General features: G+C 61.0%; 18 protein-coding genes. 10 read left to right on the top strand and 8 right to left on the bottom strand.

What is annotated here, in order from left to right:
• Positions 1-2,193, bottom strand: a 2,193-nt coding sequence (gene topA, locus M2A_RS03500; protein ID WP_045442954.1) for a type I DNA topoisomerase, incomplete at its 3' end; no start/stop codon positions are given.
• Between the two features lie 354 nt (positions 2,194-2,547).
• Here topA and M2A_RS03495 point away from each other — a divergent pair.
• Positions 2,548-2,796 carry a hypothetical protein gene (locus tag M2A_RS03495; RefSeq protein WP_045442951.1) on the top strand — a complete coding sequence of 83 codons (249 nt, stop codon included), beginning with the start codon at positions 2,548-2,550 and terminating at the stop codon, positions 2,794-2,796.
• A gap of 17 nt (positions 2,797-2,813) precedes the next feature.
• Here the strand turns inward: M2A_RS03495 and dprA are convergent, their stop codons facing one another.
• From dprA to M2A_RS03475, 4 genes are read right to left on the bottom strand one after another with little or no spacing between them, the layout of a single operon-like run.
• Positions 2,814-3,941: a DNA-processing protein DprA gene (gene dprA / locus M2A_RS03490; protein WP_045442948.1), complete on the bottom strand. Its 1,128-nt coding sequence runs from the start codon at positions 3,939-3,941 to the stop codon at positions 2,814-2,816.
• A gap of 6 nt (positions 3,942-3,947) precedes the next feature.
• Positions 3,948-4,571 carry a glycerol-3-phosphate 1-O-acyltransferase PlsY gene (gene plsY / locus M2A_RS03485; RefSeq protein WP_045442945.1) on the bottom strand — a complete coding sequence of 208 codons (624 nt, stop codon included), beginning with the start codon at positions 4,569-4,571 and terminating at the stop codon, positions 3,948-3,950.
• A gap of 3 nt (positions 4,572-4,574) precedes the next feature.
• The gene (pyrC, locus tag M2A_RS03480) at positions 4,575-5,873 is read right to left on the bottom strand and encodes a dihydroorotase (RefSeq protein WP_045442942.1); all 1,299 of its coding nucleotides are present in this window, start codon (positions 5,871-5,873) and stop codon (positions 4,575-4,577) included.
• The gene (locus tag M2A_RS03475; protein WP_045442940.1) at positions 5,870-6,868 is read right to left on the bottom strand and encodes an aspartate carbamoyltransferase catalytic subunit; all 999 of its coding nucleotides are present in this window, start codon (positions 6,866-6,868) and stop codon (positions 5,870-5,872) included. The genes pyrC and M2A_RS03475 overlap by 4 nt, the downstream gene beginning before the upstream one ends.
• Positions 6,869-6,939: 71 nt before the next feature.
• Between M2A_RS03475 and M2A_RS03470 the strand changes: the two genes are divergently transcribed.
• The gene (locus tag M2A_RS03470) at positions 6,940-8,637 is read left to right on the top strand and encodes an isovaleryl-CoA dehydrogenase (RefSeq protein WP_045442937.1); all 1,698 of its coding nucleotides are present in this window, start codon (positions 6,940-6,942) and stop codon (positions 8,635-8,637) included.
• Positions 8,638-8,956: 319 nt separating this feature from the next.
• Here the strand turns inward: M2A_RS03470 and M2A_RS03465 are convergent, their stop codons facing one another.
• Both M2A_RS03465 and ruvX read right to left on the bottom strand, forming a co-directional pair.
• A complete protein-coding gene (locus tag M2A_RS03465; protein WP_045442934.1) occupies positions 8,957-9,871 on the bottom strand; it encodes an AEC family transporter in 915 nt (304 codons plus the stop codon).
• Between the two features lie 86 nt (positions 9,872-9,957).
• Entirely contained in the window at positions 9,958-10,428 is a 471-nt protein-coding gene (ruvX, locus tag M2A_RS03460) for a Holliday junction resolvase RuvX (protein ID WP_045442931.1), read from the bottom strand.
• Positions 10,429-10,636: 208 nt separating this feature from the next.
• On the opposite strand from ruvX, the gene gatC reads away from it, so the two are divergent.
• From gatC to tesB, 8 genes are all read left to right on the top strand, one after another.
• The gene (gene gatC, locus M2A_RS03455; protein WP_045442928.1) at positions 10,637-10,924 is read left to right on the top strand and encodes an Asp-tRNA(Asn)/Glu-tRNA(Gln) amidotransferase subunit GatC; all 288 of its coding nucleotides are present in this window, start codon (positions 10,637-10,639) and stop codon (positions 10,922-10,924) included.
• A 9-nt stretch (positions 10,925-10,933) separates the two neighbouring features.
• Positions 10,934-12,412 carry an Asp-tRNA(Asn)/Glu-tRNA(Gln) amidotransferase subunit GatA gene (gene gatA / locus M2A_RS03450; RefSeq protein WP_045442925.1) on the top strand — a complete coding sequence of 493 codons (1,479 nt, stop codon included), beginning with the start codon at positions 10,934-10,936 and terminating at the stop codon, positions 12,410-12,412.
• 2 nt (positions 12,413-12,414) lie between these two features.
• Complete coding sequence (gene gatB, locus M2A_RS03445) at positions 12,415-13,893, top strand: Asp-tRNA(Asn)/Glu-tRNA(Gln) amidotransferase subunit GatB (protein WP_045443082.1); 1,479 nt, start codon at positions 12,415-12,417, stop codon at positions 13,891-13,893.
• A 223-nt stretch (positions 13,894-14,116) separates the two neighbouring features.
• Positions 14,117-14,545 (top strand): hypothetical protein, encoded by a 429-nt coding sequence (locus tag M2A_RS17710; protein ID WP_045442922.1) that lies wholly within the window; start codon positions 14,117-14,119, stop codon positions 14,543-14,545.
• 511 nt (positions 14,546-15,056) lie between these two features.
• A complete protein-coding gene (locus M2A_RS03435; RefSeq protein ID WP_147446286.1) occupies positions 15,057-15,365 on the top strand; it encodes a hypothetical protein in 309 nt (102 codons plus the stop codon).
• Between the two features lie 117 nt (positions 15,366-15,482).
• Complete coding sequence (locus M2A_RS03430) at positions 15,483-16,109, top strand: glutathione S-transferase N-terminal domain-containing protein (RefSeq protein WP_045442915.1); 627 nt, start codon at positions 15,483-15,485, stop codon at positions 16,107-16,109.
• A 171-nt stretch (positions 16,110-16,280) separates the two neighbouring features.
• On the top strand, positions 16,281-16,550 hold the full coding sequence (locus M2A_RS03425; protein ID WP_045442912.1) for an SEL1-like repeat protein: 270 nt from the start codon (positions 16,281-16,283) through the stop codon (positions 16,548-16,550).
• 231 nt (positions 16,551-16,781) lie between these two features.
• Entirely contained in the window at positions 16,782-17,657 is an 876-nt protein-coding gene (tesB, locus tag M2A_RS03420) for an acyl-CoA thioesterase II (protein ID WP_045442909.1), read from the top strand.
• A 3-nt stretch (positions 17,658-17,660) separates the two neighbouring features.
• Here tesB and M2A_RS03415 read toward each other — a convergent pair whose 3' ends face one another.
• Positions 17,661-18,842 carry a multidrug effflux MFS transporter gene (locus M2A_RS03415; RefSeq protein ID WP_045442907.1) on the bottom strand — a complete coding sequence of 394 codons (1,182 nt, stop codon included), beginning with the start codon at positions 18,840-18,842 and terminating at the stop codon, positions 17,661-17,663.
• Between the last annotated feature and the right edge of the window lie 7 nt (positions 18,843-18,849).

Raw genomic sequence — 18,849 nt, 5'->3', positions numbered from 1 at the left:
GGGGCCGTAGCGCCCGAGCCCGGCAGTGATCATCTCCCCGTCATCGGGATGGGGCCCGACGTCGCGCGGCAGAGAGAGAAGCTGCAGGGCCTGCTCGAAATCGATATCGGCGACGCTCCAGCCTTTCGGGATACCGGCGCGTTTCGGCTTCTCGCCGCCTTCGGCCTCGCCGAGCTGAATGTAAGGGCCGAAGCGGCCGCTTTTCAGCATCACATCCTTGCCCGTTTCCGGGTCTTGGCCGAGCACCTTGTCGCCGGCCACGGCTTCCTCGTTGGATTTGGTGAGCTGGCGGGTGAATTTGCACTCGGGATAATTCGAGCAGCCGACAAAAGCGCCGAAGCGGCCGACCTTCAAGGAAAGCTGGCCTGTCTCGCAGGAGGGACAGGCGCGCGGGTCCGAGCCGTCTTCCTTCGGCGGGAAGACATGCGGGCCGAGGACCTCGTTCAGCCGGTCGAGCACATGGGTGATGCGCAGTTCGAGCGCTTCATCGACGGCGCCGGTAAAGTTCTTCCAGAAGTCGCGCAGCACTTCCTTCCAGTCGAGCTCGCCCGCAGAAATCTGGTCGAGCTTTTCTTCCAGATCCGCCGTGAAGGAATATTCCACATATTGCGTGAAGAAGTTTTCGAGGAAGGCGGTGACGAGACGGCCCTTGTCCTCGGGCACGAAGCGGTTCTTGTCCATATGGACATAGCCGCGGTCGCGCAGCACGGAAAGCGTGGAGGCGTAAGTCGAGGGGCGGCCGATGCCCAGCTCTTCCAGCCGCTTGACGAGACTGGCTTCGGTGAAGCGCGGCGGCGGCTCGGTGAAATGCTGATCGGCTTTGACTTCGCCAAGGCCGAGCGCATCTCCCATGGCGACTTTCGGCAGGCGGTTGCCGTCCTCGCCGTCCACTTCATCGTCGCGCCCTTCCTGATAGATTTTCAGAAAGCCGTCGAAGGTGATGACGGAGCCGGTGGCGCGCAGGCCGATCCGGTTGTCGGCGGAGGTAATGTCGATGGTCGTGCGGTCGAGGCGCACGCTTTCCATCTGGCTTGCCACGGTGCGCTTCCAGATCAGGTCGTAAAGGCGGTGCTGATCGGCATCGAGAATTTTTTCAAGCTGCGAGGGCAGGCGCGCAACATCGGTCGGGCGGATGGCCTCGTGCGCTTCCTGGGCGTTCTTTGCCTTGGTCTGATACTCGCGCGCGGAAGAGGGCAGATAAGGCTCGCCATATTCGTTCTGGATGACATTGCGGGTCTGGGCGAGCGCTTCGGGCTCGATCTGCACGCCGTCCGTCCGCATATAGGTGATGAGACCCGTCGTCTCGCCGTCGATATCCACCCCTTCATAAAGGCGCTGGGCTGTCTGCATGGTGCGCGAGGCGGAAAAGCCGAGCTTGCGCGCCGCTTCCTGCTGCAGCGTGGAGGTGGTGAAGGGCGGCTGCGGGTTGCGCCGGCCGGGTTTGCTTTCCACCGAGCGCACGGAAAAGCGCGAGGCTTCAATGCGTCCTTTGGCGGCGTGTGCCGCATCGGCGCTGTTAAGGTCGAATTTTTCGACGCGCTTGCCGTCCAGCGTCCAGAGCCTTGCCTCGAAGTTCTCATCCGAGCCCGTGCGCATATCGGCGGCGAGCGTCCAATATTCTTCCGGAACGAATTTTTCGATATCGAGTTCGCGGTCGCAGATAAGGCGCAGCGCGACGGATTGCACGCGGCCGGCCGAGCGGGAGCCCGGCAATTTGCGCCAAAGCACCGGCGAGAGCGTGAAGCCCACCAGATAGTCGAGGGCGCGGCGGGCGAGATAAGCGTCCACCAGCTCTTTGTCGAGCTCGCGCGGATGTTCCATCGCCTCCAGCACGGATTTCTTGGTGATGGCGTTGAAGACCACGCGGGAAATGTTTTTGACGTCTTTCAGGACGCCTTTTTTCTTCAGGACTTCCAGAACGTGCCAGGAAATGGCTTCGCCTTCGCGGTCCGGGTCAGTGGCGAGGATCAGCCCGTTCGCGCCTTTCAGCGCGTCGGCGATCTCATTCACCCGCTTCTTGGACTTCGCATCCATGTCCCAGGCCATGGCGAAGTCCTCATCCGGCTTGACCGACCCGTCCTTGGAGGGGAGGTCGCGGATGTGTCCATAGGACGCCAACACTTTGTAGGACGAGCCGAGATATTTGTTGATCGTCTTGGCCTTGGCAGGCGATTCGACAATGACGACGTCCATGCAGTTATGACTCTCTTAAAGAAAACAATTACTTAGGCCGGTAACCCCGGCAAGTTCCGCTGCTTTCCCGCAAGTGGCGGCCCGGTCCGTTCTGCGAATAGGCGGTGGGAGAAAATGAGCAAAAGCAGGAGGGCTGTCAAATGGACTACTTCTTATTAGGCCCTGCTGGAAGGGTGAAAAGACCGGAAAGAGCAGGAAAAAAGTCTTTTTGGCGGGGATGTGCATCGAAATACACAACTAAAACGAGTATTTTGACATGAATACAATTTATGAGTACATTCTTGACGCGACCCTGACTCACTTTCGGCGGGCGGTCGCCGGATTACCACTTACCCGTAGTTGAAAGAGGCCAAAATGGAACCTGACAGAGCAAGCAAGCTTCCGCTTTCCAGGGAATTGCCCGCCGGGGTCCAGCCGTGCGGCACGGCGCAGGAGGATATGGCGCTTTACTCCTTCGAACTGCTGGCGGGGCTTGCCAAGCTTTTGCATGAGCCGCGCTACCGGCGCCTGGCGCATTTCGTCTCCATGGCAGCGGAAGTGGCCTTCGAGGTTTCCCAGGAAGAAAAGCGCCGGGCGAAAGAAGCCGCCCGCTCGGCCCTCTAGTCTGCGACCCGCGCAGGTTAGGCCTCTTCCGGCGGAACAAGCGCGACCTTCTGGCCGGGCTCGCGGCGCAGACGGCCGCTCAAATCGAGTTCTAGCAGGATGGCGGCGACCGCGCGGGCGGGCAGGCCCGATTGGCGGATCAGAAAATCGACTTCCACCGGTGTCGGCCCGAGGAGCGAAAGGATTTCGGCCCGTTCCGGATCGCTGATTTCCGGCGGGGCGGGCGGCGGTTCGCCGTAGCCGGACCGGTCTGTAGGCTCGCGGAACCAATCATCGGTGCTTTGCCGGGCAAGGGCGGCAAGCGCGTCCGCCGCCGTCTCGATCAGCGGGGCGCCGTCCTTGATGAGCTGATTGGTACCGCCCGCGCGCGGGTCGAGCGGAGAGCCCGGCACGGCCATGACATCGCGGCCCTGCTCGAGCGCAAAGCGCGCGGTGATGAGCGAGCCCGATCGCAGCGCCGCTTCCACGACAATGACCCCGAGCGAGAGGCCGGAAATGAGACGGTTGCGGCGCGGGAAATGGCGGCCTTGCGGCTTGGTGCCCGGCGGCATTTCGCTAACAAGAAGCCCGCGCTCGCCGATTTCTTCCTGCAGGGCGCGGTTCTGTTCCGGATAGACCACATCGATGCCGCCTGCGATGAAGGCAATGGTGCCGGTTTCAAGCGCTGCCTTATGGGCGGCAGTGTCGATGCCGCGGGCAAGGCCGGAGGTGACGGCATAGCCTTCCGCACCCAGTTCACGGGCAATGTCGCTTGCCATGCGCAGCCCGGCGGCAGAGGCGTTGCGCGCGCCGACCATGGCGATGGAGGGCTGCGCAAAAAGGCTTTTATGGCCTTTGACGATGATGAGCGGCGGGGCAGGGTCGGTGGCGGCAAGGAGCAGCGGGAAATCGGCTTCATCGAAAAAGAGAAGCTCGGCGCCGTTCTTGGCGATGGCTTTCAGTTCGCTTTCCGCCTCGCGCGGGCTTGCAAGTTTGATGGGCCGGGCGCGCCCGCCGCGTTTTGCCAGTTCCGGCACGGCCTCCAGCGCGCGGGCAGCCGTGCCATAGACACGCAGAAGATCGTGGAAAGTAACGGGGCCGATATTTTCGCTGCGGGCAAGCCGCAGCCGCGCGCTTTTTTCCTTGTCGCTTAGGGGCGCCGCCATGCGCGCCTAGCCATCCGTCTTCTTGGCGCCGATGCGCGATTCCTCACCGCGCAGAAGGCGTCCGATATTCTCGCGGTGCGCAATGAAGATGAGAACGACAAGGAGAAGGCTCATTTCGGCAAGCTGCCAGCGGTCGAGCCAGGCAAGATAGGCAGGGGTCGCCAGCGCGGCGACAAGGGCTGCGAGCGAGGAATAGCGGAAGACCACGGCAACCGCGAGCCAGGTGGCGCAGAAGAGCAGTCCCACGGGCCAGTAAAGCGCAAGCAGCAGGCCGATAAAGGTGGAGATGCCTTTGCCGCCCTTGAATTTCAGCCAGACCGGAAAGAGATGGCCGAGAAAGGCCCCGACAGCGGCAAGCACCGCCGTATCCGGGCCGAAACGGGCGGCGAGAAGCACGGCCACCGCGCCTTTGGCGCCGTCGCCGATAAGCGTTGCGGCGGCGACCCAGCGGTTGCCGGTGCGCAGCGCATTGGTCGCGCCGATATTGCCCGAGCCGATTTGCCGGATGTCGCCGAGCCCGGCAAGGCGCGTGAAGATCAGGCCGAAGGGAATGGAGCCCAGAAGATAGCCGCCGAACAAGGCGGCGGCGAAATAGGGAAGCGCCTGTCCCCAGTCAATCGGATCCGGCATGGATTAGACGTCCTCTCCCTGGACATAAACACTCTTGCCATTAACGATCGTTCTGATGGCCCGGCCTTGCAGGCGCCGCTCGTCATATGGCGAGTTTTTCGATTTAGATTTGAGCTTATACCGATCGAGCACCCATGGCACCCCCATATCGATGAGGGTGAGATCGGCAGGCATACCGGTGCCGAGCCGGCCCGTTTCCAGCCCCAGCAGATCGGCGGGATGACAGGTGAGCGCGCGCAGCGCCGCGGCAAGCTCGATATCGCCATTGTGAACGAGGGAGAGCGTTGCAGGCAGCAGCGTTTCAAGACCGACGGCACCAAAGGCGGAAAGCGCGAAAGGCAGGCGCTTCGTTTCCGGGTCCTGCGGATCATGGGCGGAAACGATGACGTCCACCGTGCCGTCGGCGACACCGGCAACGACCGCTCGCCGGTCGTCTTCCGAGCGCAGCGGCGGGTCGAGCTTGCAGAAGGTCAGGTAATTGCCGACATCGTTTTCGTTCAGCGTCAAATGGCAGGCGGAAGCGCCGCAGGTGACGGGCAGCCCGCGCGCTTTGGCCCTGCGGATGACATCGACGGAGTCGGCGGTAGAGACCTGCGAGACGTGATAGCGCGCGCCGGTCATTTCCACGAGGCGGATATCGCGTTCGATGATGATGGTTTCGGCGGCTTTAGGGATACCGGCAAGGCCGAGGCGGCTGGCCAGCTCGCCTTCATTCATCACCCCGCCGCGCGCCAGCGAAGGCTCGGCGGCATGATTGACGATGAGCGCATCGAGATAAGTCGAATAGGACATGGCCCGGCGCATGACCTGTGCATTTTCGAGCGTGTGGTCGGCATCGGTAAAGGCGACAGCGCCGGCTTCCTTCAGAAGGCCCATCTCGGCCATCTGCTCGCCTTTCAGGCCCTTCGTGAGCGCGGCCATGGGATGGACATGGACAAGCCCCGTGTCACGGGCGCGGCGCTTGATGAAATCGACAAGCGCAACATCGTCGATGGCAGGTTCCGTATTGGGCATGACGATGATGGTCGTCACGCCGCCTGCAGCGGCGGCCTGCGTGGCGCTGCCCAGCGTTTCGCGGTGCTCATTGCCCGGCTCGCCGGTAAAGACATGCATGTCGATCAGGCCGGGGGTGAGCACATGGCCGCCGCAATCGATCACCTCGATCCCTTCGGGCACGGCGTCCTTAAAGAGGGCGGCGCCGAAATCGGCGATCTTGCCGTCCTCGATCAGAAGCGCGCCTTGTTCGTCAAGGCCGCTTGCCGGATCGACGAGGCGGGCATTGATCAACGCAGTCCGGCTCATTTGCCCGCTCCATCGCTGCCCGCTCCATTGACATAGGGCGTGTTCGGCAGGTTACGCGAAAGCGCATCGAGCACGGCCATGCGCACGGCGACGCCCATTTCCACCTGTTCGCGGATCACCGAGCGGTTGATGTCGTCGGCAACGGCGCTGTCGATTTCAACGCCCCGGTTCATCGGCCCCGGATGCATGATGAGCGCATCGGGCTTGGCGGCCGAGAGCTTGGCTTCATCGAGGCCGAAGAGATGAAAATATTCGCGCACCGAGGGCACGAAAGAGCCGTTCATGCGTTCCAATTGCAGGCGCAGCATCATCACGATGTCCACATCCTTGAGGCCTTTGCGCATGTCGTGAAAGACCTCGACGCCCATCCGGTCGATCCCGGCGGGCAGGAGCGTGGGCGGGGCAACGACGCGCACGCGCGCGCCCATCGTGTTGAGCAGCAGTATATTGGAACGGGCGACGCGCGAATGCAGAATATCGCCGCAAATCGCCACGGTGAGCCCTTGCAGCCGGCCTTTGCGCCGCCGGATGGTGAGCGCATCGAGCAGTGCCTGGGTGGGGTGCTCGTGGGAGCCATCACCGCCATTGACGACCGCGCAGCCGACTTTGCGCGCGAGCAAGGCAACGGCCCCGCTGTCGCCGTGACGCACGCATAATAGGTCAGGATGCATGGCGTTCAACGTCTGCGCCGTGTCGATCAGCGTTTCGCCCTTCTTGATGGAAGAGCTTGCAACCGACATATTCATGACATCGGCGCCCAGACGCTTGCCCGCCAGTTCGAAGCTCGACTGGGTACGGGTGGAATTTTCGAAGAAGAGATTGATCTGCGTGCGCCCGCTCAAGACCGATTTCTTTTTATTGGTCTGGCGGTTCTGGTCGACATAAGTGTCGGCAAGATCGAGCAGCGAGCCGATTTCCTGAGGTAAAAGCCCCTCTATGCCCAACAGATGGCGGTGGGGGAAAATCAGATCGGAACTTGTTTCGGCGGCGCTCATTAAAGTGGCATTCTATAGGCTCGAAGCGTGTTTGGCGCAAGTGCCGATCCGGAAAAATAAGGGAGCGAGAGATGAGCAGGCCAGTAGCCGCGGAAACCGGGTTCGAAACCCATGAAGTTTTCAATCAGGCCCCGCCGCTTGAGGACTACAATCTCTTCACCAGCGACCGGGTCCTGCAAGAATCAGTGGCGCGGGAAGGGGCGGGCGATGAGGCCGCTCAGCTCACCGCCTTCGGCGCGAAGATCGGCAAGGCGGAGGTGCTCGACCTCGGGCGGCAGGCCAATACCTATCTGCCGGTGCTCAAAGGCTTCGACCGTTTCGGCCACCGGCAGGACCGGGTGGAGTTTCACCCCTCCTATCACGCGCTCATGGAGATTTCCGTGGCGCAAGGCATTCACGCCTCGCCCTGGGAGCATTTAGCGCGCGGCGAGGCGGCGCCTGCCGGACGCAATGCCGCCCGCCAGGCCGCGCTTTACATGATGTGCCAGGTCGAACCCGGTCATATCTGTCCCATCACCATGACGAATGCGAGCGTGCCCGCGCTGCTTTTCCAGCCGAGCCTTGCGGAGGAATGGCTGCCCAAGATCGTCTCCCGTGCCTATGACCCCGCCTTCGGGCCGATGCAGGCCAAGACCGGGGTGACGCTCGGCATGGGCATGACGGAGAAGCAGGGCGGCACAGATGTGCGTGCCAATACCACGCGGGCGGAACCTGCAGGCAAGGCAAGCGCGGGGCCGGGCAGCGAATATCTCATCACCGGGCATAAGTGGTTTTTCTCCGCGCCCATGTGCGATGCGTTTCTTGTTCTGGCGCAGGCGCCGGGCGGGCTTTCCTGTTTCCTCATGCCGCGCTTTTTGCCGGACGGCACGCTCAACGCCATTCAGATCCAGCGGCTGAAAGAGAAAGTCGGCAACCGTTCCAATGCCTCTTCCGAAGTAGAGTTCAAACGCGCCCATGGCTGGCTGATCGGTGAAGAAGGACGCGGTGTGCGCAACATTATCGAGATGGCGACCTATACGCGCCTTGATTGCGCGGTGTCGTCGGCGGGGATGATGCGCCAGTCGCTCGCGCAAGCGCTGCATCACTGCGCGCATCGCCGCGTTTTTCAGAAACATCTGATCGATCAGCCCTTGATGCAGAACGTCATTGCCGACATGGCGCTGGAAGTGGAAGCGAATACGGCGCTTGCCTTCCGCGTGACACGCGCCTTCGACATGGCCGATGAAAGCGAAGAAGAAGCGCGTTACCGGCGCATCATGACGCCGGTTGCCAAATACTGGAACTGCAAGCGCGCGCCGGGCTTTGCCTATGAAGCGATGGAATGCCTTGGCGGCAACGGTTATGTCGAGGAAGGCGTGGCAGGCCGGCTTTACCGCGAAATGCCGGTCAACGCGATCTGGGAAGGCTCGGGCAATGTCATGTGCCTCGATGTGCTGCGCGCGCTGGCGCGCGAGCCCGAAGCGCTCGAGGTGGTGCTGGGCGAGTTCGATAGCGCCAAGGGCATGAACGGGCATTACGACGCTGCCCTTGCGAAACTGAAAGAAGGTTTCAGCGATATCGGCACGCTGGAGCCGCGTGCCCGCCGCGTGGTGGAAGACATGGCGAAGATCGCCGCCGCCTCCATTCTGCTTAAAACCGCGCCGGGGGAGGAAGTGAGCGAAACTTATTGCGCCTCCCGCTTCGGCGGAGAGAGCGGCGATCTTTACGGCGCCTTGCCGCTCGGCGCGCCGCTGCGCGAGATCGTCGAACGGGCGATGCCGGTTCTCTAGGCCATACGTGCCTCGCTTACCCCCTCACCCAACCCTCTCCCCAAGGGGAGAGGGCTATAAGTGAAATTCCCTCTCCCCTTGGGGAGAGGGTGGGGCCCGCTGCCGAAGGCAGTGGGAGGGTGAGGGGGCGGGGGCGGCCTGTGACGCTGCATGGACCCCGGCACGGGGGCCGGGGTGACAGCTTCTGTGTCATGCACCACCTTGCCGCAAACAACACGCGTCACCCCGGGCTTGTCCCGGGGTCCACAGGAAGGTGGCTACAAGCTGAGCTGCCGAATGGCCCCTCGGGTCAAGCCCGCGTGTGACGGGGTGAGATAGGTTAGCTCGCCAGCCAGAGCACAAGTGGCATCGTAACCGCCGCCAGGATCGTGCCGCCGGTAATCAGGCTCGCCATCAGACTGGCATCGCCGCCAAGCTGGCGCGCAAGAATGTAAGAGGAGGTTGCGCCCGGCACCGCGCCGCAGAGAAGAACGACGAGGCGCGGCAGGCCCGTTACGTCGAAGAAGATGCACCAGCCGAGCATGAGCGCGGGCATCACCGCGAGCTTCAGCGCGCTTGTCAAAAGCACGATCCATTTATGCGCGAGCGCTTCATGCCATTTAAGCCCTGCCCCGATGGCGATGAGGCCGATGGTGAGCGCCGCCTTGCCTAGAATATCGGCGGTGGTGGCAAGCGGGCCGGGCAGGCCGATATGGGACGCGTTGAGCGCAATGCCCGCCGCGCAGGCAAGAATGAGCGGGTTCTTTGACAGAAGTTTCAGCACCGTGCCCATGCCGGCCGGCGTGTCGCCGGCATAGCGGGTGAGAATGAGCACCGAGAGCACGTTGACCGTCGGCACCAGCACGGCGAAGGAGACGGCGGCAAGGGTCACGCCTTCCGGCCCGTAAAGCTGGCCGATGGCGGCAAGGGCGACGAAACCGTTCCAGCGCGCCGCGCCCTGAAAGACGGAGGCGAATTGCGGGCCGGTGAATTTTGTCGTCACCCGCAGCACCATCAAGATTGCAACCATGGAAAAGAGCCCGCCCCAAAGCGCATAGGCCATGGGCCAGACGTCGAAATTGGCAAGGTCGGCGGTCGCCAGCGTGTGCAGCAGCAGAGCGGGAAAGAAGACGTAATAAGTCAGCCGGTCGAGCGGTGCCCAGAGCCCTTCATCCAGAAAGCCGATGCGTTTGATGACGGCGCCGAGCGCGATCACCAGAAAGACGGGAATGAGGGAGTTGAGGATCGCTTCCATGGCTCTTCTTTCAGGGCGGGCGCCGCAAGGGGATGCTGTGCTCTAGCAGAGCGCTTGTTGCGGGTCCAGAGGCGGGCGGGAGGCTCTTAAAGCCGGGCGAGGCGGTCGAGGGCGCCTTGCAGGATGTAGGCAGCAGCCATTTTATCGACGACTTCACCGCGCCTCTTGCGGCTCGCATCGGCATCCAGCAGCGTGCGGGTGACGGCGACGGTGGAAAGCCTTTCGTCCCAGAAAACGATGGGGCATTCAGTCTTTTGCGCCAGGTTGCGGGCGAAGGCGCGGGTGGACTGGGCGCGCGGGCCCTCGCTGCCATCCATATTAAGGGGCAGGCCCAGAATGAGCGCGCCGACATTATTCTCCGCGATCAGCTCCAGAAGGCGGGCGGCATCGGCGGTGAATTTCGTGCGTTTGATGGTTTCAAGCGGGCTGGCGATGTTCCAAAGGCCGTTCGAAAGCGCGACGCCGATGGTGCGGGTGCCGAGATCGAGGCCTAAAAGCGCCTTTCCGGGCCGCGTTTTGGCCGCAAACTCCTCGATGCTCAATATTTGCGCTGTCATGGCAGGATCGGTAGCCCTCCGGTGAGGAATTGTAAATCACCATTTGGCAGGTTTTGCTGTACTCCTTGAGGCCGAGGCCGAGGCCGGGGTGCCGCCCCGGTTGCCCGGACCAGCCCGCTTTGTTATTTTCCGCGCCAAATCAAGATGATACGGGGCCCCTCCCGCGTGATCTTGCCCGTTTCCTTAAACCTTCGAAAGAGAGAGGCCCATGTCGGTCGATCAGAACACGGTCCGGCACATTGCGCGGCTTGCGCGCATTGCCGTTACGGATGAAGAAGTCGCTCCGCTTGCCAAGGAGCTGTCCTCCATTCTCGATTGGGTGGAGCAGCTTGGCGAAGTGAATACGGACAATGTCGAGCCGATGGCGAGCGTCGAGAACCTGGCCTTGCCGATGCGCGAGGATGTCGTGACCGATGGCAATATTCAGGACCAGGTGACGAAGAACGCGCCGGGCGCCGATGACGGCTTTTTTGCCGTCCCCAAGGTTGTGGAATAGGAGCGCGGCATGACGGATCTGACAAAACTCACCCTGGCCGAAGCGCGCGACAAGCTGAAAGCCAAGGAAATCACCTCGAGCGAGCTGACCGGCGCCTACATCAAAGAGATGGAAGGCGCGCGCGCACTCAATGCGTATGTGCTTGAAACCGCTGATAAGGCCGCCGAGATGGCGAAAGCCTCCGACGCGCGGCTGCAAAAGGGCGAGGGCGGTCCGCTGGAAGGCATTCCGCTCGGCATCAAGGATCTCTTCTGCACCGAAGGCGTGCGTACCACGGCCTGCAGCCACATTCTGGACGGCTTCACACCGACTTATGAGTCCACCGTGACGAGCCAGCTGTGGCGCGACGGGGCGGTGATGCTCGGCAAACTCAATAATGACGAGTTTGCCATGGGCTCCTCCAACGAGACGAGCTATTACGGCGCGGTGACAAACCCCTGGAAGGGCAAGGGCGAGGATAAAGCGCTTGTGCCCGGCGGTTCTTCCGGCGGCTCTTCGGCTGCGGTGGCCGCGCGCACGGCGCTGGCGGCAACGGCGACGGATACGGGCGGCTCGATCCGCCAGCCCGCCGCCTTTACCGGCACCGTGGGCATCAAGCCGACTTACGGGCGCTGCTCGCGCTGGGGCATCGTTGCCTTCGCCTCCTCGCTCGATCAGGCAGGGCCCATCACCCGCACGGTGAGGGATGCGGCGATCATGCTGAAATCCATGTCGGGATATGATCCGAAGGATTCCACCAGCGTCGATCAGCCGGTACCCGATTTCGAAAAGGCACTGACCGGGGACATCAAGGGCCTCAAAGTCGGCATTCCGCGCGAATACCGCGTGGAGGGCATGCCCGAGGAAATCGAAAAGCTCTGGACCCAAGGTATCGACTGGTTGAAAGCGGCTGGCGCTGAGATTGTCGATGTCTCGCTGCCGCACACGAAATATGCGCTGCCTGCCTATTACATCGTGGCGCCTGCCGAAGCCTCGTCCAACCTGGCGCGCTATGACGGCGTGCGCTACGGGCTGCGCGTGGAAGGCAAAGATATTACGGATATGTATGAGAAGACGCGGGCAGCCGGTTTCGGCGCGGAAGTGAAGCGCCGCGTGCTGATCGGCACCTATGTGCTCTCCGCAGGCTATTACGATGCCTATTACATCAAGGCGCAGAAGATCCGCACGCTCATCGCGCAGGATTTCAAACAGGCTTATGAGAAAGTGGATGTGCTGCTGACGCCGACCGCGCCGTCGGACGCATTCGGTATTGGCGAGAAAACGGACGATCCCTTGTCCATGTATCTCAACGACGTTTTCACGGTAACGGTGAACTTGGCCGGTCTGCCGGGCATTTCGCTGCCCGCCGGGCTGAGCGCCAGGGGATTGCCGCTCGGGTTGCAGCTTATCGGCCGCGCCTTCGATGAAGAAACTTTGCTGCGCACCGCCGGTGTGCTGGAAGAGGCTGCCGGCTTCAATGCCGAGCCTGACGCCTGGTGGAGGGCCTGATCATGACGCAAGAAGCTGCAAGCAAACTGATCGAAGGGGCGACGGGCGCCTGGGAAGTGGTGATCGGGCTCGAGGTTCACGCCCAGATTTCCTCCAACGCGAAACTTTTCTCCGGCGCCTCGACGGAATTCGGCGCCGAGCCGAACCAGAACGTCTCGCTCGTCGATGCGGCGATGCCGGGCATGTTGCCGGTGATCAACAAGAAATGCGTCGAGCAGGCGGTGCGCACGGGTCTTGGCCTCAAAGCGCAGATCAATCTGCGCTCCGTCTTCGACCGGAAGAACTATTTCTATCCGGACCTGCCGCAGGGCTATCAGATTTCCCAGTACAAGCACCCGATCGTCGGGGAAGGGGCGGTGCTGATCGACCTGCCGGGCGGTGAAATGAAGACTGTGGGCATCGAGCGCCTGCATATGGAACAGGACGCGGGCAAGAGCCTGCACGATCAGCATCCTTCGATGAGCTTTGTCGATCTCAACCGTTCCGGTGTGGCGCTGATGGAGATCGTCACGAAGCCGGATATGCGCTCTTCTGAAGAGGCGCAGGCTTTCGTGCGGAAATTGCGGGCGATTTTGCGGTATCTCGGTACCTGCGACGGCAATATGGAGCAAGGATCGATGCGCGCGGACGTGAATGTCTCCGTGCGCAAGCCGGGCGAGCCTTTCGGCACGCGCTGCGAGATCAAGAACGTCAATTCGATCCGTTTTGTCGGCCTTGCCATCGAATATGAAGCGCGCCGGCAGATCGATTTGATCGAAGATGGCGGCACGGTGGACCAGGAAACGCGTCTGTTCGACATCAAGACGGGCAAAACACGGTCCATGCGCTCGAAAGAAGAGGCGCATGACTATCGTTATTTCCCCGATCCCGACCTTTTGCCGCTGGTTTTCAGCCAGGAATGGGTCGATGAAATCGCCAAGGGCCTGCCGGAACTTCCCGACGAAAAGCGCGAGCGTTTCATCCGCGAATATGCGCTTTCGCCTTATGACGCGAGTGTGCTCGTCTCGGAAAAAGCCATCGCTTCCTTCTATGAAGAGGTTGCCGAAACGAGCGATCCGAAAGCTGCGGCGAACTGGGTGACGGGTGATTTTTTCGGCGCACTCAACAAGGCGGGGCTCACGATCGAGAGCTCTCCTGTGAGCGCAAAACAGCTCTCCGAACTCATCAATCTCATCCAGGATGGGACCATCTCCGGGCGAATCGCTAAGGAAGTTTTCGAGCTAATGTTCGATTCCGGCGACGATCCGGCGAAAATTGTCGAAGAAAAAGGCCTTCGTCAGGTGACCGATACAGGCGCCATCGAGAAGGCCGTCGACGAGGTTATCGCAGCCAATCCGGATAAAGTTGAGCAGGTAAAAGAGAAGCCGAAAATGATCGGCTGGTTTGTCGGACAAGTCATGAAATCCACGTCAGGAAAGGCGAATCCGCAAACCGTGAATGAACTGCTCGCCGAAAAATTGGGTGTGTCTTCCGATAACTGAAGATGTTTTTCCGCTTCTGAAGTGAACCGTTTGTAAACACATTTTTCTGAATGTGTTGCAGACTCGCTAACACTTGCCTGCATCAAAGTGTTGCCGAGTCAAGAGGAGACAACCATAGTATGGGTGTCTGCGTCCTTTAATTGGGGGCGCTCACTAAAGTATGTGCGTTAGGTCCTAAATTTACGTCGTCACAGGAAACGGCACATCAGGAGCGATATGGACAATGGCTACTACAGCTAAACGGAAGACCACCGCCAAAAAGAAAACGGCGGCCAAGAAAAAAGCAGCAGTGAAACGCACGGCCAAGAAGACGGCCCCGAAGCGTAAGACGGTTGCTAAGCGCAAGACAGCGGCCAAGAAGAAGACCGCTGCCAAGAAAACGGCGGCTAAGCGGAAAACCGCCGCGAAGAAGAAAGCAGCTCCGAAGCGGAAGACTGCAGCCAAGAAGAAAACGGCTGCTAAGAAGAAAGCCGCTCCGAAGCGCAAGACAGCCGCTAAAAAGAAAACGGCTGCCAAGAAGAAAACCGCTGCTAAGAAAAAGGCAGCTCCCAAGCGCAAGACCGCTGCAAAGAAGAAGGCAGCTCCCAAGCGCAAGGCTGCGGCCAAGAAGAAAGCCGCTCCCAAGCGTAAGGTTGCGCGCAAGAAGAAGTAATAGCCGCCATGCAATGTCCCGCCGCGCCTTAGGGCGCGGCGCGGCAGCGGCATAGGACAGTCTGACCCTCCGGTGTTTCCAATGCGGCGGAACATGGAACGGCAGACAAGGCGAAACACCCCAGCCCGTAGCGGCGAAGGCGTTTCGGCCTCATAGAACTGAAGATCGCGCCGGATGTCCGGGTGCCGGTGATCGCCAAACCGGATGGACCTAGCGGCAAGCCGATTACGGCATTCGGAGCCGGTGCGATCTTTCAGTCCTCTTTTCGCCGGCGCGTCAGCCGGCTTTTTTCTTTCAACTCTCCATTTCATTTTCCGCTCGCCGGGAGCGGCCGCTTGTCAGGCCAGCGGCCTGTTCGCGCTTTGCCGGAGCTGTGTTAAAGTCCGGCGTGTGCCCGCGTTTGATGCGGGCGCCATCCATGCGGTGTAAGCGCCGCGCAGAAGCGATGAAAGAGGATGTCATGCGGGGTGCCGGAGGTCTGGTTTTTGCGTCGAGCCTTTTGGCTACAATTTTGTTCGCAGCGCCTCTTGCCCATGCTGAGCGCGTTACGGCAACGGGCACGCGGGTGGAAAACGACACGTTCGGCACGGCGAACATTTGGGGCCGCTCGCTCGACCTGCCCGAGGCCGGCAAGATTGTGCGCGTTATGGGCGGCACCTACGGCTTTCAGCTGGTGAACAAGCAGGGCGATGTCGTCGGTGATTTTCTTTTTCCCGATGACGCGGTCGGCTTTGAATTGCCGGCGGGCTCTTATGCGCTGCGCCCTTTGATCTGCCGAATACACCGCCACCATCACGTCGAAGTGACCGTGGAATACTAAGTGGTCCGCGCCTTACGCTTCTGAGCCCTTGGGTTCGGCCGTGCCACCTCCCATATTTCTGCGCAGTTGTTGACTGCGATAAACGGCCGGGCCTTAGACCCGGAGAGGGAGGCACGAATGATCGATCTTTATACCTGGACCACGCCGAACGGCCGCAAGGTTTCCGTCATGCTGGAAGAATGCGGCCTGCCTTATGAGGCGCATGCGGTCGACATTTCCAAAGGCGCACAGTTCGAACCGGACTTCGTGAAAATCGCGCCGAATTCGAAGATCCCCGCCATTGTCGACCGGGAGACGGGTGTCTCCTTGTTCGAGTCCGGCGCCATTCTCGTTTATCTCGCCGAGAAGACGGGCAAGTTCCTGCCGAAGGAGGGGGAGGGCCGCGCCAAGGTGCTTGAATGGCTGTTTTGGCAGATGGCGAATATCGGCCCGATGATGGGCCAGGCCAATCACTTCGCCAATGTCGCGCCGGAAAAAATTCCTTATGCGATCGACCGCTATATGGGTGAAACGGCCCGGCTCCTGAAAGTCATGGATGACCAATTGGGGCGTACGGATTTTCTGGCCGGGGACTATTCGATTGCCGATATGGCGACCTATCCCTGGGTTTCCGTAGGGTTCGAGATGATCAAGTCGCTGAAGGGCGACATTGTCGGCGATGGGAATAACGTCTCACGCTGGCTGGCGGCCAATGCCGCCCGCCCCGCCGTGGAGCGTGGCATGAAAGTCCCAGTCGTTAGCTGATTTGCAAAAACTTTCGGCCGGAGATGAAGAATCCATCCTTGTTAACCAAATTTTCAAGCGATGGATTTTTCATTAACCTCGTTGCAGGCGGATGTCCTGCTTGTTTGTCGAGAGGCTCTTCCGGGGTAATGGAGTTGGGGGGCCTGAGGCATCATCGAGGAGGCTGGCACGATGGCTCGTGTACAAATCGATGCTCTTCAGAAATGCGAAATGGCCGCCGAAGGCGGGCAGAGCGAAGCCCTCTACAGTTTGGGGCTGATCTACGCCACGGGTAAAGGCGTGGATGTCGACTATGTGACGGCACATAAGTGGTTCAATCTTGCGGCCATGCGGGGTAATCACGCCGCCCGCGATTGCCGCACCGAGATTGCCCGCGATATGTCGCCGGATCAGATTGCCGACGCTCAGCGCCAGGCACGGGAGTGGCTTTCGCAGCACTGATAGGGTGGATCCATAGGACTGGCGGAAAACATCCAGCCAGCAGTAAGAAAGTAAGCGTATATGTTTTTGCTTTGACAGGTCCGGACGCTTCGGCGTGCGGGCCTTTTATTTTGTCCGGAGCTTTGCCTGGCCGGGCGGGCCTCACGTCTTCGTGACACTTGCCATTTAAGCGCGTATTTTCCGCCCAGATTCGTTTGCCGCCGCGTCAACAATGAAGAAAGAGAGCCGGTCATGACCCTGCCAGCAGAAAATCTCATTGAGCTCCTCGACCTTGAAGCCATCGAGCAGAACCTTTTCCGCGGCCACAGCCCCGATGCGAGCTGGCAGCGCGTTTTCGGCGGGCAGGTGATTGCGCAGGCGCTTTCCGCCGCCTACCGCACGGTGCCCGAAGACCGGGTCTGCCATTCGCTCCATGCTTACTTCATCCGCCCCGGCGATCCCAAAGTGCCGATCCTTTATGAGGTGGACCGGGCGCGGGACGGCAAAAGCTTTACGACGCGCCGCGTCGTCGCCATTCAGCACGGCAAGCAGATTTTCAACCTGGCAAGTTCCTTTCAGGTGATGGAAGAAGGTTTCGAGCATCAGGTGGAGATGCCCAATGTGCCGCAGCCCGAAGACCTGCCGACCGAGCGCGAGCGGCGCAAGGAAATCATGGACCGGCTGCCGCCGGAAATCGCCACGCATTTTGCCCGTCCGCGCCCCATCGAAGTGCGGGCCGTCGACCCTCAAGCCTATATCAAGCCGGAGCCGATGGAGCCGCTGCAGAATGTTTGGATCAAGACGACGCGGCCGACGCCGGATGATTTGCGCATCCATCAATGCGTGCTCGCCTATGCCTCCGACATGACGCTGCTCGACACTTGCGTGCGCCCGCATGGGGTGAGCTGGATTTCCGGCAAGCTGCAATCGGCGAGCCTCGATCACGCCATGTGGTTTCACCGGCCCTTCAGCGTCGACGAGTGGATGCTTTACTCGCAAGATGCGCCCACCTCGCAAGGGGCGCGCGGCTTCAACCGGGGCAGCATTTTCACGCGGGACGGCAAGCTTGCCGCCTCCGTCGCCCAGGAAGGGCTGATCCGCTATCACGGCACGCGCAAGGGCTCGTAAAAGTTAGAGCGGGTGCGCGTGAAGCGGCTTTGCCGGGGCAAGCGCCAGGGCGGCGCATAAGAACCCGCAGGCGCCCATGAAAAGCGTGATGTTGATAAGGGATTCAGGCACGAGCGCGGAGGCGGCGCTGATTGCCCCTGCCAGCATGAACTGCGTAAAGCCCATGATCGAAGCGGCGGTGCCGGCCTGATGCTCGAAATGATGCATGGCGCAGGCCTGCGCATTCGGCCCGATCATGCCGAGCGAGCCGACGGATACCATCATGCAAGGCACGAACATCCAAAGGCCGATATCGAAAGCGGCGGCGGCGACGAGCCCGCCAATGGCGAGCGCCTGAACGGGCACGGAGAATTTCAGAATATGATCCGGGTCCATCCGCTTTAAGAGGAAGCGGTTGAGAAAATTGCAGCCCGCCATGGTCGCGATATTCGCCGCGAAGACCGCCGAGAAACCGAACTCGGAAAGGCCGAACCACTTTTGGTAGATGTAGGAGGCATGCGTCAGGAAGATCAGCATGGAGGAAAAGCCGAGCGTGATGATCATGATGAAGCGCAGCGCCGATGGATTGCTCAGCACCGCCAGATAGGCCGGCAGCAGGCGGTAATCGCGCGGCGCCCGCTTGATCGTCTCAAGCTTTGCAAAAAGCCCGAACCAGAGCAGCACGATCATCATGGCGGAATAAGCGGCGAGAAAGATGAAGATCATCGGCCAGCTGGAAACGGCCAGAATGGCGCTGCCGACGGTGGGCGCGATAGCAGGGGCGATGATCATGATCAGGCCGATCAGGGAAAAGAGCGTTGCCGCTTCCCGGCCCGTCGCCCGGTCGCGCACGATGGCGGGAACGGAAACGGCGGTGAAGCCCGCGCCGAAAGCCTGCGCCGCGCGCCAGATCAAAAGCTCGGTGAGGTTGCCTGAAAGGGCGATCAGCACGCTGGAGAGGGAAAACACAGCAACGCCAGACAGCATCACCCAGCGCCGCCCGAAACTGTCCGAGAGCGCCCCGCCGAAAAGCTGACCGAAGGCGAAGGCCAGCATATAGACGGAGATCGTCAGCGACACGTCATGCACCTCCACGCCCAGCGCCTCGGCAATGCGCGGGAAGGAAGGCAGATAGGCGTCGATGGCGAAGGGGCCCATCGCCACCGTCATCGCCAGCAGAATGGTCAGCCGGGCGGTCGAGATCATGTCGTCT

The sequence above is a fragment of the Tepidicaulis marinus genome (genome assembly GCF_000739695.1).
Lineage (GTDB): Bacteria > Pseudomonadota > Alphaproteobacteria > Parvibaculales > Parvibaculaceae > Tepidicaulis > Tepidicaulis marinus.
Note: the sequence above shows the minus strand (reverse complement) of the source record. Positions and strands in the feature narration are given on the sequence as shown.

What these genes read in the sequence shown, in the direction of transcription:
- ruvX (WP_045442931.1), bottom strand. Translation starts at nt 10,428, where the DNA reads ATGACAGCGCAAATATTGAGCATCGAGGAGTTTGCGGCCAAAACGCGG.
- gatA (WP_045442925.1), top strand. Translation starts at nt 10,934, where the DNA reads ATGACGGATCTGACAAAACTCACCCTGGCCGAAGCGCGCGACAAGCTG.
- gatB (WP_045443082.1), top strand. Translation starts at nt 12,415, where the DNA reads ATGACGCAAGAAGCTGCAAGCAAACTGATCGAAGGGGCGACGGGCGCC.
- M2A_RS03495 (WP_045442951.1), top strand. Translation starts at nt 2,548, where the DNA reads ATGGAACCTGACAGAGCAAGCAAGCTTCCGCTTTCCAGGGAATTGCCC.
- gatC (WP_045442928.1), top strand. Translation starts at nt 10,637, where the DNA reads ATGTCGGTCGATCAGAACACGGTCCGGCACATTGCGCGGCTTGCGCGC.
- M2A_RS03415 (WP_045442907.1), bottom strand. Translation starts at nt 18,842, where the DNA reads ATGATCTCGACCGCCCGGCTGACCATTCTGCTGGCGATGACGGTGGCG.
- plsY (WP_045442945.1), bottom strand. Translation starts at nt 4,571, where the DNA reads ATGCCGGATCCGATTGACTGGGGACAGGCGCTTCCCTATTTCGCCGCC.
- dprA (WP_045442948.1), bottom strand. Translation starts at nt 3,941, where the DNA reads ATGGCGGCGCCCCTAAGCGACAAGGAAAAAAGCGCGCGGCTGCGGCTT.
- M2A_RS03465 (WP_045442934.1), bottom strand. Translation starts at nt 9,871, where the DNA reads ATGGAAGCGATCCTCAACTCCCTCATTCCCGTCTTTCTGGTGATCGCG.
- M2A_RS17710 (WP_045442922.1), top strand. Translation starts at nt 14,117, where the DNA reads ATGGCTACTACAGCTAAACGGAAGACCACCGCCAAAAAGAAAACGGCG.
- M2A_RS03470 (WP_045442937.1), top strand. Translation starts at nt 6,940, where the DNA reads ATGAGCAGGCCAGTAGCCGCGGAAACCGGGTTCGAAACCCATGAAGTT.
- tesB (WP_045442909.1), top strand. Translation starts at nt 16,782, where the DNA reads ATGACCCTGCCAGCAGAAAATCTCATTGAGCTCCTCGACCTTGAAGCC.
- M2A_RS03425 (WP_045442912.1), top strand. Translation starts at nt 16,281, where the DNA reads ATGGCTCGTGTACAAATCGATGCTCTTCAGAAATGCGAAATGGCCGCC.
- pyrC (WP_045442942.1), bottom strand. Translation starts at nt 5,873, where the DNA reads ATGAGCCGGACTGCGTTGATCAATGCCCGCCTCGTCGATCCGGCAAGC.
- M2A_RS03430 (WP_045442915.1), top strand. Translation starts at nt 15,483, where the DNA reads ATGATCGATCTTTATACCTGGACCACGCCGAACGGCCGCAAGGTTTCC.
- M2A_RS03475 (WP_045442940.1), bottom strand. Translation starts at nt 6,868, where the DNA reads ATGAGCGCCGCCGAAACAAGTTCCGATCTGATTTTCCCCCACCGCCAT.